This window comes from Lysinibacillus sp. Bpr_S20 (assembly GCF_023337835.1).
Classification (GTDB): Bacteria; Bacillota; Bacilli; order Bacillales_A; family Planococcaceae; genus Lysinibacillus.
In genome coordinates this window covers 78,884-94,414 of record NZ_JALNLQ010000003.1, presented here as the reverse complement: position 1 = coordinate 94,414, position 15,531 = coordinate 78,884, and the positions used below count along the sequence as shown (strand labels likewise).

The window sequence follows — 15,531 nt, the reverse complement described above, 5'->3', positions numbered from 1 at the left end:
ATTAGGAGGAAACAAATTATGGCTACTATGTACTATGAACAAAACATCAACGAGGAAGTATTAAAGGGGAAAAAAATCGCAATCATCGGTTATGGTTCACAAGGTCACGCACATGCATTAAACCTTAAAGAATCAGGTTTCGATGTAGTAGTAGGAGTTCGCCCAGGCGGATCATTCGATGCCGCAAAAGCGGATGGAATAGATGTAAAAACTGTTGCAGAAGCAGCACAAGAAGCAGATGTTATCCAAATTTTACTTCCAGATGAGCGTCAAAAAGCTGTTTATGAGGCGGAAATTGCTCCTCATCTTGAAGCAGGTAAAGCACTTATGTTTGCACACGGCTTCAATATTCATTTCGGTCAAATTACACCACCAGCAGATGTGGACGTATTCCTAGTTGCTCCGAAAGGTCCAGGACATTTAGTTCGTCGTCAATTCCAAGAGGGTGCTGGTGTACCAGGATTATTCGCAATTCATCAAGATGCAACTGGTCAAGCAAAAGATTTAGCGCTTGCTTACGGTAAAGGAATCGGTGCAGCTCGTGGTGGTTTACTTGAAACAACATTTAAAGAAGAAACGGAAACGGATTTATTCGGTGAGCAAGCTGTACTTTGTGGCGGTGCTACACAATTAGTAAGAGCAGGTTTTGAAACTTTAGTGGAAGCAGGCTACCAACCAGAGTTAGCATACTTTGAAACACTTCACGAACTTAAATTAATTGTTGACCTAATGTTTGAAGGTGGTATGGCAACAATGCGTTATTCAGTATCAGATACAGCTGAGTGGGGTGACTATGTTGCAGGACCACGCATCATCGATGACTCAGTTAAAGCACGTATGAAAGATGTATTAACTGATATTCAAGATGGTACATTTGCTCGCCGTTGGATTCAAGAAAACGAAAACGGACGTCCAGAATATACAAAATTCAAAGAAGCTGGTGCAAACCATCAAATCGAAGAAGTTGGTGCTAAATTACGTGCTATGATGCCATTCATCAACGAAGGTAAAGAAAAAGTTGTAAGAGAAGTGGCTGCAAGTGCGAAAAATTGATATTTTCGATACAACCCTTCGCGATGGCGAACAATCTGCTGGTATTAATCTTAACACAGCAGAGAAGATTGAAATCGCCAAGCAACTAGAGCGCCTAGGAGTGACAATTATTGAAGCAGGTTTTCCTGCTTCGTCACCCGGTGACTTTGAGGCGGTAAATCGTATTGCAGGAACAGTCAAAAACTCAATCGTAACAGGCTTAGCCCGCTGTGTACAAACGGATATCGATACAACGTGGGAAGCGATTAAAGTGGCCGAACAGCCACATATTCATATTTTCCTAGCAACTTCCCCAATTCATATGGAATACAAGCTGAAAAAGTCACCTGATCAAGTGGTAGAACAAGCGGTGGAAGCCGTCAAATATGCAAAAAAATTCTTTCCACTTGTACAATGGTCTGCAGAGGATGCATTCCGCTCAGATCGTGAATTTTTAGTACGTATTATGAATGATGTTGTTGCGGCAGGTGCAACAACCATTAATGTACCTGACACAGTAGGATATGCATCGCCACAAGAATATGGTGCATTATTTAAATTCCTACTTGAAAACGTAAAAGGTGCTGACAAGGTAAAATTCTCTGCACATTGCCATGATGATTTAGGGATGGCAACCGCTAATACAATTGCTGCCATAGAAAATGGTGCCTCACAAGTAGAAGGGACGATTAACGGTATCGGGGAGCGAGCAGGAAATGTTGCGCTTGAAGAAATCGCAGTGGCCCTTCATATCCGTAAAGATATATATCCTGTAGAAACAGGTATTCATTTACAAGAAATTAAGCGTACATCTCAATTAGTAAGTAAGCTTACAAATGTAGTTATTCAGCCGAATAAAGCTATTGTTGGTAAAAATGCATTTGCACACGAATCAGGTATTCACCAAGATGGTGTGTTAAAAAATCCTGAAACGTATGAGATTATTACACCTGCCCTTATTGGTGAAGGGGATGTGCCACTCGTTCTAGGTAAACACTCAGGACGCGCAGCATTCCGTGACCGAGCAGAAACAATGGGCTTCAACCTTTCGGATGAAAAATTAAATAAAGCTTTTACTGAATTTAAAAAGCTTGCAGATCGTAAAAAAGAAATTACAGAAGAAGATTTGCTAACTCTTCTGACAGAGCAGCAAGTTCAATTAGAAGATGTGCCACTCTACGAACTAAAGATGGTACAGGTGCAATATGGTACAGAGAATATACCAACAGCTACCGCGATTGTTTTAACACCAGAAGGTCTTGAGAAGACCGTTGTGGCAACAGGTTCTGGCTCGGTGGAAGCCATTTTCAATACGCTTGAACAACTTGTACAAGGAGACATCCATGTAATCGATTATCGAGTGAAGTCTGTTGGTAAAGGAAGAGATGCACTAGGTGAAGCCGTTATTAATATTCGATATGACGGTATTTCAACAACCGGACGAAACTCATCTCAGGATGTTTTAGAAGCATCTGCAAAGGCTTATTTAAATGCCATCAATCGTCATTTGATTCAAGCAAGCCTTCGTGCACAGCCTGTAAGTTAATGGATCTTCGGTTCTGTACATGTCACAGATTTTGCTAGAACATTCCAAACGCAATGATGTCAAGTCGTAATATTGATGACCTCACCTATTCCTATAGGTGAGAGTCTTACTAAAATAGCGTAATTTTACGTTATACAAAGAAAGGTGTTTTGACGATGGAGAAAAAAATTACAGTACTTCCTGGTGACGGAATCGGACCAGAGGTTGTTGCTTCTGCTGTACGTGTATTACAGGTTATTGGTAAGCGATTCAACCATACATTCCATTTAGGTTATGCAACAATCGGAGGCGCTGCCATCGACCAACACAATAATCCACTACCAGATGAAACAATAGAGATGTGTGAAAATAGTGACGCAGTTTTACTTGGAGCTGTTGGTGGTCCGAAATGGGATAATAATCCGCCTGAATTACGTCCAGAAAAAGGATTATTACGTATTCGCAAACACTTCGACCTATTCGCAAATCTACGTCCAGTAAAGGCGTTCCCGAGTTTACTAGATGCTTCACCATTAAAGCGTGAAGTAGCCGAAAACGTCGATTTAATGATTGTACGTGAATTAACAGGCGGCGTATACTTCGGGGAACCACGTATGCGTACTGAGAATGGCGCGATTGATACAACTGTTTACTCAATTGCAGAAGTTGAACGTATTGTTGAAAATGCCTTTGAATTAGCACGTTTACGTGGAGGCAAATTATGCTCTGTTGATAAAGCAAATGTTCTAGAAACAAGTCGTTTATGGCGAGAAGTTGTAGAAGCGAAGAAAAAAGAATATCCAGATGTGCAAGTGGAACACAATTTAGTAGACTCAGTTGCTATGAAATTAATTACAAATCCTAGTCATTATGATGTAGTCGTTACAGAAAATATGTTTGGAGATATTTTAAGTGATGAAGCATCTGTTATTACAGGCTCTTTAGGTGTATTACCATCTGCGTCTATCCGCGGTGATAATTTTGGTCTATATGAACCAGTACATGGCTCAGCACCAGAAATTGCAGGGCAAGGTGTTGCTAATCCAGCGGCAACAATCCTGTCAGTTGCCATGATGCTACAATACTCATTTGGCTTAAAAGAAGAGGCTGCAGAAATAGAACGTGCTGTAAGTGCGGTATTTGATGATGGTTACTTCACAGCAGATTTAGCACGTGATGGCAGTCGTATACTATCGACGAATGAATGGACAGATAAAATCATTAATGAGATTGATACAAGCTTTGTTTCAGAAAGTATTATGACAACATACATTTAAGAAATAGGTGAAGATAATGGGTAAAAATATAATTGAAAAGATTTGGGATAAACACGTTGTTTATCAGGAAGAGGGCAAACCGGACCTGTTATATATTGATCTCCATTTAATTCATGAGGTAACGTCTCCGCAAGCCTTTGAAGGTCTACGAATGAACGGGCGTCAAGTACGTCGCCCAGATTTAAGCTTTGCGACGATGGATCATAACGTACCTACCAAAAATCTTCCAACGATTCATGATCCAATCGCACGTAACCAAATTGAAACGTTAGCTAAAAACGCTGAAGAATTTGGGGTTGAGCTTGCGGGAATGGGGCATCCTGACCAAGGAATTGTACATGTAATTGGGCCAGAGCTAGGTTTAACTCAGCCTGGTAAAACAATTGTCTGTGGTGACTCCCATACGTCTACACATGGTGCGTTTGGAGCGATTGCCTTCGGTATTGGGACATCTGAGGTAGAACATGTATTGTCAACACAAACGCTGTGGCAAAATAAGCCGAAAACGATGGAAATTCGTGTAGAAGGTGAGCTTCCGGTAGGTGTAGCTGCAAAAGATATTATTTTAGCGATTATTTCGAAATTTGGTATCAGTGTCGGTACAGGACATATTGTGGAATTCACTGGAGAGGCTATCCACAAGCTTTCTATGGAAGAACGGATGACAATATGCAACATGTCGATTGAAGCAGGGGCAAAAGCAGGTCTAATTTCGCCTGACCAAACGACTGTTGACTATATTCGCGGACGCAAACATGCACCACAAGGAGAAAAGTTTGAAGAAGCAGCAGAGTATTGGTTAAGCTTAGCATCGGATGAAGATGCAACTTATGATACGGTTCGAATAATTCAAGCAGAAGAAATTGAACCAATCATCACTTGGGGAACGAATCCGTCAATGGGTTCAGGTGTTTCAAGTCATGTTCCAACACAGGCAGATTATGAGGATGAGTCAGATAAAGCTGCCCTTCGCAAAGCACTTGCCTACATGGGCTTAGAGGAAGGTCAACCATTAACTTCAATCGATATTCAACACGTATTTATCGGTTCTTGCACAAATTCTCGTATCAGTGATTTACGTGCAGCTGCAGATGTTATTAAAGGGCGTAAGGTCAATGAAAATGTAACAGCGATCGTTGTACCAGGATCATATTCGACGAAACAACAAGCAGAAGCAGAAGGATTAGATAAAATCTTTACAGATGCCGGCTTTGAATGGCGTGAAACAGGTTGCTCAATGTGTCTAGCAATGAATGATGATGTAGTACCAGCGGGCGAACGCTGTGCATCAACATCAAACCGTAACTTCGAAGGACGCCAAGGAGCTGGTTCTCGTACACACTTAGTATCACCGCCAATGGCAGCAGCGGCAGCAATTGCTGGTCACTTTGTGGATGTTCGAGAATTCGTAAAGGAAACTGTGTAATTGCCATTTACACTGAAGGGATGATTGCATATGGAACCAATTAATATCGTAAATAGTGTGATAACACCACTTGATCGTAAAAATGTCGATACAGACCAAATTATTTCGAAAGAGTTTTTAAAGCGTATTGAACGTACAGGGTTTGGCCAGTTTTTGTTTTATCATTGGCGCTTCGATGCGGATGGCAATGAGATAAAGGATTTTGTCTTAAACAAACCTGAATTTAAAGATTCCAAAATTTTAGTAGCTCAAGATAACTTCGGCTGTGGTTCTTCACGTGAACATGCACCGTGGGCAATCTTAGATTATGGCTTCAATGTAGTCATTGCACCATCATTCGCAGATATTTTCCATAATAACTGCTTCAAAAATGGGATCCTACCCATCAAACTAACTGAAGCAGAGTGTGATGAAATTTTAGCGAAAGGCTTAGAAAATCCGTACACGATGGAAGTCAATCTCGAAGCACAAACAGTAACGGGTGAAGATGGTACAGTGTATAATTTCAGCATCGATCCTTACTATAAGGAAACATTGCTAAATGGTTGGGATGAAATTGCTTTAACCTTTAAATACGAAGAACAAATTGCTGCTTACGAAGCAGAACGTGTTGCATATTAATGGATCAAGGGATTTACTTTTGACTGAAGACAAATTTGTTGTCTTCAGTTTTTTTATTGCATAAAGAAAGGGTTGTTCGGGTTAGAGTGGGAAATGATCAGGAAGTAGAAAGAACTGCTGGGGCTAGAGTAGAAATGACCAGGTAGTGAAAAAAACTCATTGACTTGGTGAATGATTAGTCCTTACCACTTTACATAATAAAAATATAGCATTAGATATTGTGATTTGTTGATTATTTTTTAAAAAACATAACGAATTGAGGCAATATTTTGATAATATGTAAACAGAGATATGATAAATAATGGGAATGTTCTATATTTATCGAAAAAAGTGGAAGTGAGCTCTTACTAAATATAAGGGGCGGAACGATCTTGGCAAACCTTCGAAAATACAGCTTATTAATTGGGGGCTTAGGTTTTTCTAAATTAGGGGACTGGATTTACCTTGTAGCGCTAAATTTATTTATATGGCATTTAACACAATCGCCTGCAGCGATGGCTGGAATTTTTATTGTCGGACCAATTGCAAGAGTTTTAACAAGTTTGGTAGCTGGTTCGTTCATTGATCGTATGAATAAACGCAAGTTGATGATGACAGCGGATATTATACGAGGGTTTATTGTTTTTTGTATGCCGTTTATGGAATCTATTTGGCTTATTTATACGCTGTTATTTTTAGCGAATATAGCGAGTAGTTTCTTTGGACCTAGTAGTACATTTTATATTACAAAATTTGTTCCCTCAGAAGATAGACAACGTTTTAACGCAATACTTGGCACGTTCAATTCAGGCTCGTTTTTACTAGGTCCAGCATTAGCAGGATTATTCATCATGCTTTTTAATACGACAGTGACGATTTGGTTCAATAGCTTTACATTTTTTATTTGTGCTATGATCATTTACTTTTTACCAGATGTAGATAACGTGGAAGAAACTTCACAACAACGAATTACCTGGCAACTATTAAAAAGTGATTACCTAGCAGTACTAGCTTTCATTCGACAAAATTCATTATTTATTACGATTTATTTACTGTTTCAAAGTACGTTAATGATTGCATTTGCCCTAGATTCTCAAGAAACAACATTTATAAAACAAGATTTAGCTTTATCCGATAGCTTATACGGAACCTTTGTGAGTAGTGCAGGAGCCGGAGCAATTATAGGTGGAATGGTTGCTGCAAGTTTCGCCAAAAAATCGTCCACTCGATCATATATAGCCTTTGGTTTGTTCCTGACAATGCTGTTTTACACAGCTTTTTATGCTTCGACATCGAGTATTTTGGCTTTTGTAAGTTTAGTTTTTCTAGGCTTTTTTATGGCATTTAGTAATTCTGGTTATGAAACGTTTTATCAGCAATATGTACCGACTGACATAATGGGGAGATTTGGTAGTTTTTCTACTATATTTCAAAATATATTACAAATTTCCTTTACGTTATTATTGGGTCTGTTTGCAGAACTATTTACGCTTCAAATGACTGCAATGATTTTCGGTATTATTAGTATTTTATTCTCAGTTTCACTGTATTTTGTTCTATATTCCCCAAAAAACAATATTGGTTTAAAGGAGGAAAAAGTATGATTAGCTATTCAGTTCATTGTATTTTTTGTAAAAAAACATTTGAAGTGGTAGAAGGGTCAAAGAAATATAGACTGTATAAACAAAATATGGAGGGGAAATTTTCCTGTGAAGATTGTGATAGAAAAATTGAATTGGAGTCAAGGAAAGGATTGTTAGGAAAACTTTAATTGAAAATTAAAAACGCTCGCGTTACTCCATAATTTTCAAATGTAAATGACCTGTCTTTCTATTGTTTTCTCAGTTAAAATGGAAAAATAAGATGGAAGGTAGGTCATAAAATGATTACAGTTATAGGAAGCATAAATATGGATTTAGTTGTACAAATGGGGACTTTTCCAAAGCAGGGAGAAACTATACTCGGGAAAGAGTTTCAAACAATTCCAGGAGGGAAAGGGGCTAATCAGGCCATTGCTGCGGCACGTCTTGGTAGTGAAGTTGCAATGATAGGGTGTGTGGGATCCGATAGTTTTGGTGAAACATTGCGCAAGGTTTTACAGCAAGAGAATGTTCAAACTGAAGCTATTTCGAGTGTATCGGCACCTACTGGGATTGCTAATATTTTAATCTACAATAACGATAACCGCATCATAGTAGTGCCTGGGGCAAATTATGAATTAAGGCCTGCACATTTAGAGGCAGCGAAAGAAATTATTCAAAAAAGCCAGTTGGTCATTATGCAGTTAGAAATCCCAAAGGAAACGACCGCTTATGCAATAAAACTTTGTAAAGAAGCCAATGTCCCTGTTTTATTAAATCCAGCTCCAGCAGCTAATTTCGATGTGCAATGGATGGAGGATATTACTTATATCACACCAAATGAAACGGAGTGTGCCGAAATTTTTGGTGAAGATATTGAGCGAGTAGTAGAAAAATATCCTAATAAAATGATTATTACGCTAGGTAGTGATGGTGCACGCTATTTTGATGGTGAATATCCTATTCATGTACCGGGCTATATGACGAAAGCAGTAGATACAACAGGTGCAGGCGATACGTTTAACGGTGCATTAGCTTATGCTTTAGTAGAAGGACAATCATTGGATCAGGCAGTATATTTTGCAAATATAGCTGCTTCATTATCAGTGGAGAAATTCGGTGCGCAAGGTGGAATGCCAAATCTTGGAGCAGTTTATGCACGTTTGACTGGTGTTGAAGAATAATGGGAACACAACTCACTTTACAAAAATATTATTTCTTTTAGTCTGAATGAGTAATATTATCTGCGGTAGTTTGGTGAAATGCATAAGAGTTATTACCTATTTATGGCGATGTTATTTGAGTATATTATCCTTTTTTGTCGTTAATTCTTAGTACTATGTATTAATAAGGGAATATTTTCATTTATAATAACTTTAGATACATACGAAAAGAGGTTTCGAGGATGACAAATATTGATAATGTGCCGACCGAATTTACAGCCTCAGCGAATAATATTTTGCCACAGCTTGTTGATCATTTGCGACAATTACATGGCATTATTTTGCAAAATACATATGTGAAAGATACAGCCAAACACTTAAATCGTATCATTCAAGATGCTAACAATGAAACGATGATTCTAATTGTTGGGAAAGAGCGTGTTGGAAAAACAACACTTGTGAATGGATTGTTAGGCCGTCAAGTTTTACCTATTAGTGATCAGCATCCAACAGGGGTAAATACATTTTTGCGATACGGTGAACATGAAGAAATAAAGGCGTATTTTTTGGATGGTGTTGTAGCAATTTTCGATATGAGCAAGCTAGAATTATTGACAACTAGCGATACTTTTGCATCTCAAATACTTCGAGAACATTTAGATTACCTAGAAGTATATTTGAAAAATGATTTATTAAAATCAGTGACAATTATTGATTCTGTTTCATTGGAAGCCGGGGGAGGAGAAATGGCCTACTTCCCAGAAGCATTAATGAATCGTGTTGATGAAATTTTTTGGGTATTACGCTCCGGTTCGATGGCTATTTATCCTGAAATATTATTAATGGAAACGCTAAAAAACAAAGGTGTTGAACCTCTGTGTGTCATCAATGCCATTGATTCAAATGACAATACAAAGGAGTTTATCAAAGCTGAGAGAGAGCGTTTCGGACATTTAATCAGTGATTTTGTAGCTATATCAGCTAGAGAAGCGATTGAAGCTAAACAGTCTAATAGTGATGAACTTTGGCAAAAAAGTCAGTATGAGCAATTAATAGCTGAAATTCATCGAGTTGCAGAAAATAGTGATAAGAAAACGTATGGCATTTTAATTCGCTTCTTGCAGTGGCTCGAACGATTCCGCTTCGAATTAACTGTTATTCCACAAAGAGATCCATTCCAATCTGCAGTTGAGAACATTGAAAAGTATACAGGCGATTCACAATACGAATTTTCACGCTATCAACGTGATTTAGCAATTGTGACTGAATATGAACAAGAATACGAGCAGGCTGCCAATGTATTTAAAAATGTTCAAACATTATATCAACTTTTACAAACTATTTCACAAAATGATTATATGCAGGATGAAATTGTGGAAAGTTTTACAGAAAAGGCCGTTTTTTATCAACAGATGTTACGAGAGTATCGTAATATGCATAGCGAATATATGCGTGAGTATGATCGATTGGACGCTCAACATAAAAAAATTCATGGAAAAGGACTTATGAAGGCTATCTTTGGTCAGCATACACAAAATGGATTTTTCAAGGAACGTGTGAACAAGTTAAATGAGCAGCAAGTTGTTTGTATTGCACAATTTGAGAAAGTACAAGAAGCAGAGGCAATAATGCTTCAGTCCATTCATTCGACACAAAACTATCTTATGGAGTTAACGAAAAATCGATTGGTACGTATTGAGCAAAAAGTCCATGAGCTAAATCAACAACGTTTAAAAGAAAAGCGCCAATTAAAGTTATACGCAAATAAATTAAACGAATTTTCTTGTTTAGTTGAGGCGCAGGGCTATATTAAAGACAATATTCAACCATTTTTTATGGACGAACAAATGCCGCTGAAAGAAAAAGATATTGAAATGCTAAAAGAAACGATTAACAGTATCATAAGCATTGACCTGACGAATAATGGTCTACTTGCACGTAGTCAGATGAACAATAAAATGGAAAGTAGTGCGATTCCTTTTGATGTTCAGAAAAAATATCCATTACATACGTTAGCTTTAGCAGAAATAGATGTGAAATCAAACGATATACCAGAAATTCCAAAAAAATTGGATATTCAATATGAAGCATAGACGATCAATCTTGCCTCAATTTGTGCAAGTACAAAGCTGATTCGTTGGCATCCGCCTTAGGACATTTAGAGGCAGATTTAATCGACAAAACATGTAGATTAAATTCTGCCTTGTTGTTTTCATAGTTCGCGATTGAAATTTAACGAATGCCTACATTATGTACAGTTTTTCACAATAATTATTTAGGTACGACGCTAACGTAAAGACCAAATATCTTTTTTGAACTTTCTCCGATCATCTCTAGTATAAAAATGGAATGATTCGCCAAGTTTTGGACTGATATTGTTTATATTGTTCACCAAACAGTATAACAAGAATTCTCTCTTCAATTTTTATACGATACGAATACTCAAGGAAAAATAAAATGATATTTAAGATGATGGCAATGAACGAAGATGATGAAATCGCAAATCCTAAAAAGGTTAAAAAAGTCCCCAGATATCCAGGATGGCGAATATATTTATAAAGACCGTTTTGAATTAACTGATGATCCCCCTGCATTCCGACATTTCTACTGTAAAATCTCCCTAATATTTTCATTGAAGAAAACCTTATCCATACACCGATTAGCTCGACAACAACACCAAAAAGCGGCCATGCATCATTCGTCTTTTTTATTGTAAAGAAATACATGATCTCTGGAATGGTTATCATCAAGGCTAAAACTAGCCCGATAAAAAAACTGGAACCACGATTTTGTATTTCTTCTCTAACAGGTGAACTTCTATAAAATTCTAATAATAAGTAAAGAAAAAATAGGTACATATGCTATGAAAAACATATTTTTTTCTCCTTCATTAAAAAGTATTTAAGATGAAGCCTCTTCTGAAGATCCCTTCAGAAATAACTATTTGCAAGTAAATTCAATATAGTCTTTAACTTGTTGAGAAATGTCTTTTTTTTCGAAAACAGCCTTAAATGCTGAAAATTGAAACAAATCAAGTGTTATTTCGTATAGATAGTAGGAGGGATAAAATGATAGAAATTAAAGGACATTTCACGAAAGCAAAAATATATTCAAATACAGCATTACAGTCAGCTATTGATCAAATTAAAGAATTGGCAAATCAAGCCTTTATGGAAGGAACAAAAATACGGATTATGCCAGATTATCATGCAGGGAAGGGCTGTGTTATTGGTACAACGATTCAACTTCACAATCGTGTAGTCCCTAACCTTGTAGGCGTTGATGTTGGTTGCGGTGTATTTGTAGCTGAGTTAAATGAGACAGATATAGACTTTTCTAAATTAGATGCTACAATTCGAGCACATATACCAAGTGGACAGGGTATCCATCAGGAAGTAACTCCAGCTCGTCATTTTGTTGAATTCGAGGGGAGGCAGTTTGTAGCGAGTGGTTTAAAGGATGACTATACGAATTTATCACTTGGTACACTTGGGGGAGGCAATCATTTTATTGAGCTTGCAAAAGATGAAGAAGGTACACATTACTTACTTATCCATACCGGCTCGCGTTACGTCGGAGCTAAGGTAGCAAATTGGCATCAAAAAAGAGCCTTTGAAACATTGCAACGGGAAGATTTAAAAGTAAAAATAGGAGAACTGAAAGATCAGGGGCGCGAGAAAGAAATTCAAGCAATGATTAAAGCTTATAAAGAGCAAAATCCAATTGTACCAAAAGATTTAGCCTATTTAGAGGGTGAATATTTCGATGATTATATTCATGATATGAAAATCGCTCAGCAATATGCTCGGATGAATCGCTGGACAATTGCCGAAACAATCGCCAAGCATATGAACTGGCATTTTAACGAAACATTTGATACGATCCATAACTATATTGATACGGAAACAATGACGTTAAGAAAAGGAGCTGTTCGAGCAAATAAAGGGGAGAAGCTTGTTATTCCTATGAATATGCGGGATGGCTCACTTATTTGTATTGGCAAAGGGAATGTAGATTGGAATTGCTCGGCACCACATGGGGCAGGGCGTATGTACTCTCGACGTGCTGCAAAAGAAGCATTAAACATGGAGGATTTTAAAGAAACGATGCAAGGTATTTGGACAACATCCGTCAATGAAGAGACTTTAGATGAAGCCCCAATGGCGTATAAGCCGATGTCAGAAATTACATCTGTTCTTGAGGAAACTGCTGATATATTAAAAGTAATTACACCCGTTTATAATTTTAAAGCTAGTGAAGCGACTAAGCCTTATAAACGAAAAAAATAAAAAGAATGGCTAATCATAGAAATTCACTATACCTTCCACCCACCTTCAACTATTAACATTCTATCTGTTATGGTATAAAATAGGCTTACAAAGATGAAGTGGGTGGTTTTTTGGTTTCTTCAAAAGATGTGGCAAAGTATGCGGGTGTCTCTCAAACAACAGTTTCAAGAGTGCTAAATACTCCTGAACTTGTAAAGCCGAAAACTGTTGAAAAAGTGATGAACGCGATTGAAGAATTAAACTATATTCCAAATGATATTGCGAGATCGCTTGTACAGAAAAAAACAGGCATTATTACGTTGATTTCAGGGCCTTTACATAATCCTTTTTTTGTTGATACAACAACGGCCATCGTTAATTATGTGAATGCTCGGGGATATAAGGTAAATGTTTATTTTGGTACGGAAGATAATTTAGATTCTATCTATAATTCTGTTTTGGAAACGAAGGCTGATGCGATTATTTTATCGTCCATGTTATATAAAGATGACTTATTTTTTAAGCTTGAAAAACTAGGCATCCCATTTATCATGTATAATCGCAAACATCAAGAAAACAGATATTTTGTTGAAATTGATAATGTAGAAGCGGGTTATCTAGCAACGAATCATATTTTATCGTTAGGTCATCGAGATGTATGCTGGATTGGCGGTCCACATGAAATAAGTACTTTTTATGGGAGGTACGAGGGCTTTAGAAATGCATTAAAAGATAGCGGTATTGAGGTAAAAAACGTGCCATCTTTTTTTACAAATACGAGCAAAAACGATATTAAACGAATATTTGAAGAAATACTAATGCTTCCTACGAGACCTACCGCTATTTGTGCCGCAACAGATGCAATTGCAATTGAAATATTAAACCTTTGTTTAGAGAGGGGCTTTCATGTTCCTAATGATTTTAATGTTATTGGCATTGATAATGTTGAGCTCAGTAAACACCATTCAATTGCCTTAACAACAGTAGGTCTAGAATCCGAGAAAAACCTCGGATTTATTGCTATTGAAAAATTATTTGAGGTAATGGAGAAAAAAAGTGCTTGCATTCAACAAACAGAATCTGTTAAACTTTTCCCAAGAAATACGACGTGTAAAAAATAAGCTGAGAGATCAGTTTATTTTTTATAACAAAATGGTTACGTATTCATTTCTTTATTTTCAGAAATGAATACGTAACCATTCAAACGAAGGAGTGAGTCGAGTCTTGAAAAAGGACTTATTTATTAATGGACATTGGCAGAAGACAGATGAATATATGGAGGTTCATTCTCCTTATTCAAAAGAGGTCGTTGCACAATTTGCTATGGCAACTGAAGACGATGTACAGCATGCAATTGAAAGTGCTTATGCAGCAGAATCTGAAATGGCTGCGTTAACAGCATTTCAAAGAGCAGAGATTTTAGAACAATTATCGGATCTATTTGCTGAAAATCGAGAGGAGGCAGCTAGAATCATTTCACTAGAATCAGCTAAGCCGCTAAAATATGCTTATGCAGAAATTGATCGAACAATTGAAACATACAAATTTGCAGCAGAAGAAGCGAAGCGACTATCAGGTGAAATGATTCCGATGGATGCATCTAAAAGTGGAGAGGGCAGATTTGGCTATACAATTCGCGAACCATTGGGCGTTATTGCGGCCATTACTCCTTTTAATTTTCCACAAAATTTAGTGGCCCACAAAGTTGGACCGGCATTAGCAGCTGGAAATACGATTGTTTTGAAGCCTGCTACACAAACAGCGTTATCTGCTCATTTTCTAGCGAATCTATTGGCACAAACAAATTTACCAGATGGTGCATTTAACTTAGTAACTGGGCAAGGAAAACTAGTAGGGGATGCATTTTTAGCACATCCAAAAGTAAAAATGATCACATTTACAGGAAGCCCAGCTGTAGGTATTTCTCTTCGCAATCGAGCTGGCTTAAAGAAAGTCACATTAGAACTTGGTTCGAATGCTGGTGTTATTGTTGATGAAGGGGTTCAACTCGATAAAATCATGGACCGAATTGTTATGGGGGCTTTTTCCAATCAAGGCCAAGTTTGCATCTCCCTACAGCGTATATATGTAAAGGAAAATATGATTGAGGAATTTTTAGAAAAACTCAATGCAAAAATAGATCAGCTAACGATAGGGGACCCACTTGACGCAACCACAGATTTAGCAACGATGATATCAGAAACTGAGCAACAGCGTGCTGTCACATGGATAGAGGAAGCGGTAGCAGAAGGTGCAGAGATCATTACTGGTGGTCGTATTGAAAATAATATTTTACTCCCAACAGTGCTATTAAACGTATCCTCTCATAGCCGTGTATCTTGTGAAGAAATATTTGCACCTGTTGTGATTGTCAATACTGTTTCATCAGTTGAAGAAGCTATTGATGCTGTCAATGATTCAAATTATGGCTTACAGGCAGGGATATTTACACCTTCAATCGAGACTGCCTTTAAAGCTTCTAAAAAATTACAGGTCGGGGGTGTTATTATAAATGATGTCCCGACATACCGTGTAGACCATATGCCTTATGGAGGCGTGAAAGAAAGCGGAACTGGCCGAGAGGGAATCAAATACGCAGTGGAGGAAATGACAGAAATGAAGCTAGTGATTTGGAATAACAATTAACGTCTTTCAGCGGT

At 37.6% G+C, this 15,531-nt stretch carries 12 protein-coding genes; 11 read left to right on the top strand and 1 reads right to left on the bottom strand.

Annotated features, from left to right (window positions below):
• The first annotated feature begins 18 nt into the window (after positions 1 to 18).
• The 8 genes from ilvC to MWJ95_RS08245 all read left to right on the top strand — a co-directional run bounded on the left by ilvC (position 19) and on the right by MWJ95_RS08245 (position 10,696).
• Positions 19 to 1,053, top strand: coding sequence for a ketol-acid reductoisomerase (gene ilvC, locus MWJ95_RS08280; protein WP_100543809.1), 1,035 nt, complete (start codon positions 19 to 21; stop codon positions 1,051 to 1,053).
• Complete coding sequence (locus tag MWJ95_RS08275) at positions 1,040 to 2,578, top strand: 2-isopropylmalate synthase (protein WP_249104998.1); 1,539 nt, start codon at positions 1,040 to 1,042, stop codon at positions 2,576 to 2,578. The genes ilvC and MWJ95_RS08275 overlap by 14 nt, the downstream gene beginning before the upstream one ends.
• A gap of 155 nt (positions 2,579 to 2,733) precedes the next feature.
• Positions 2,734 to 3,834 (top strand): 3-isopropylmalate dehydrogenase, encoded by a 1,101-nt coding sequence (gene leuB, locus MWJ95_RS08270; RefSeq protein WP_249073821.1) that lies wholly within the window; start codon positions 2,734 to 2,736, stop codon positions 3,832 to 3,834.
• A 16-nt stretch (positions 3,835 to 3,850) separates the two neighbouring features.
• A complete protein-coding gene (leuC, locus tag MWJ95_RS08265; RefSeq protein ID WP_249073822.1) occupies positions 3,851 to 5,260 on the top strand; it encodes a 3-isopropylmalate dehydratase large subunit in 1,410 nt (469 codons plus the stop codon).
• 30 nt (positions 5,261 to 5,290) lie between these two features.
• The gene (gene leuD / locus MWJ95_RS08260) at positions 5,291 to 5,881 is read left to right on the top strand and encodes a 3-isopropylmalate dehydratase small subunit (protein WP_249073825.1); all 591 of its coding nucleotides are present in this window, start codon (positions 5,291 to 5,293) and stop codon (positions 5,879 to 5,881) included.
• A gap of 371 nt (positions 5,882 to 6,252) precedes the next feature.
• Positions 6,253 to 7,464 (top strand): MFS transporter, encoded by a 1,212-nt coding sequence (locus MWJ95_RS08255; protein ID WP_249073827.1) that lies wholly within the window; start codon positions 6,253 to 6,255, stop codon positions 7,462 to 7,464.
• 278 nt (positions 7,465 to 7,742) lie between these two features.
• Positions 7,743 to 8,624 (top strand): ribokinase, encoded by an 882-nt coding sequence (gene rbsK / locus MWJ95_RS08250; protein ID WP_249073829.1) that lies wholly within the window; start codon positions 7,743 to 7,745, stop codon positions 8,622 to 8,624.
• 221 nt (positions 8,625 to 8,845) lie between these two features.
• Positions 8,846 to 10,696, top strand: coding sequence for a dynamin family protein (locus tag MWJ95_RS08245; RefSeq protein WP_249104995.1), 1,851 nt, complete (start codon positions 8,846 to 8,848; stop codon positions 10,694 to 10,696).
• A 240-nt stretch (positions 10,697 to 10,936) separates the two neighbouring features.
• Here MWJ95_RS08245 and MWJ95_RS08240 read toward each other — a convergent pair whose 3' ends face one another.
• Positions 10,937 to 11,350, bottom strand: coding sequence for a methyltransferase family protein (locus MWJ95_RS08240; protein WP_249105553.1), 414 nt, complete (start codon positions 11,348 to 11,350; stop codon positions 10,937 to 10,939).
• A 321-nt stretch (positions 11,351 to 11,671) separates the two neighbouring features.
• Between MWJ95_RS08240 and MWJ95_RS08235 the strand changes: the two genes are divergently transcribed.
• From MWJ95_RS08235 to MWJ95_RS08225, 3 genes are all read left to right on the top strand, one after another.
• On the top strand, positions 11,672 to 12,892 hold the full coding sequence (locus tag MWJ95_RS08235) for an RtcB family protein (protein WP_249104993.1): 1,221 nt from the start codon (positions 11,672 to 11,674) through the stop codon (positions 12,890 to 12,892).
• 110 nt (positions 12,893 to 13,002) lie between these two features.
• Positions 13,003 to 13,992: a LacI family DNA-binding transcriptional regulator gene (locus MWJ95_RS08230; protein WP_249073833.1), complete on the top strand. Its 990-nt coding sequence runs from the start codon at positions 13,003 to 13,005 to the stop codon at positions 13,990 to 13,992.
• 103 nt (positions 13,993 to 14,095) lie between these two features.
• The gene (locus MWJ95_RS08225) at positions 14,096 to 15,517 is read left to right on the top strand and encodes an aldehyde dehydrogenase family protein (protein WP_249104991.1); all 1,422 of its coding nucleotides are present in this window, start codon (positions 14,096 to 14,098) and stop codon (positions 15,515 to 15,517) included.
• The last annotated feature ends 14 nt before the right edge of the window (positions 15,518 to 15,531 follow it).

What these genes read in the sequence shown, in the direction of transcription:
- ilvC (WP_100543809.1), top strand. Translation starts at nt 19, where the DNA reads ATGGCTACTATGTACTATGAACAAAACATCAACGAGGAAGTATTAAAG.
- leuB (WP_249073821.1), top strand. Translation starts at nt 2,734, where the DNA reads ATGGAGAAAAAAATTACAGTACTTCCTGGTGACGGAATCGGACCAGAG.
- leuC (WP_249073822.1), top strand. Translation starts at nt 3,851, where the DNA reads ATGGGTAAAAATATAATTGAAAAGATTTGGGATAAACACGTTGTTTAT.
- leuD (WP_249073825.1), top strand. Translation starts at nt 5,291, where the DNA reads ATGGAACCAATTAATATCGTAAATAGTGTGATAACACCACTTGATCGT.
- rbsK (WP_249073829.1), top strand. Translation starts at nt 7,743, where the DNA reads ATGATTACAGTTATAGGAAGCATAAATATGGATTTAGTTGTACAAATG.
- MWJ95_RS08245 (WP_249104995.1), top strand. Translation starts at nt 8,846, where the DNA reads ATGACAAATATTGATAATGTGCCGACCGAATTTACAGCCTCAGCGAAT.
- MWJ95_RS08240 (WP_249105553.1), bottom strand. Translation starts at nt 11,350, where the DNA reads ATGATAACCATTCCAGAGATCATGTATTTCTTTACAATAAAAAAGACG.
- MWJ95_RS08235 (WP_249104993.1), top strand. Translation starts at nt 11,672, where the DNA reads ATGATAGAAATTAAAGGACATTTCACGAAAGCAAAAATATATTCAAAT.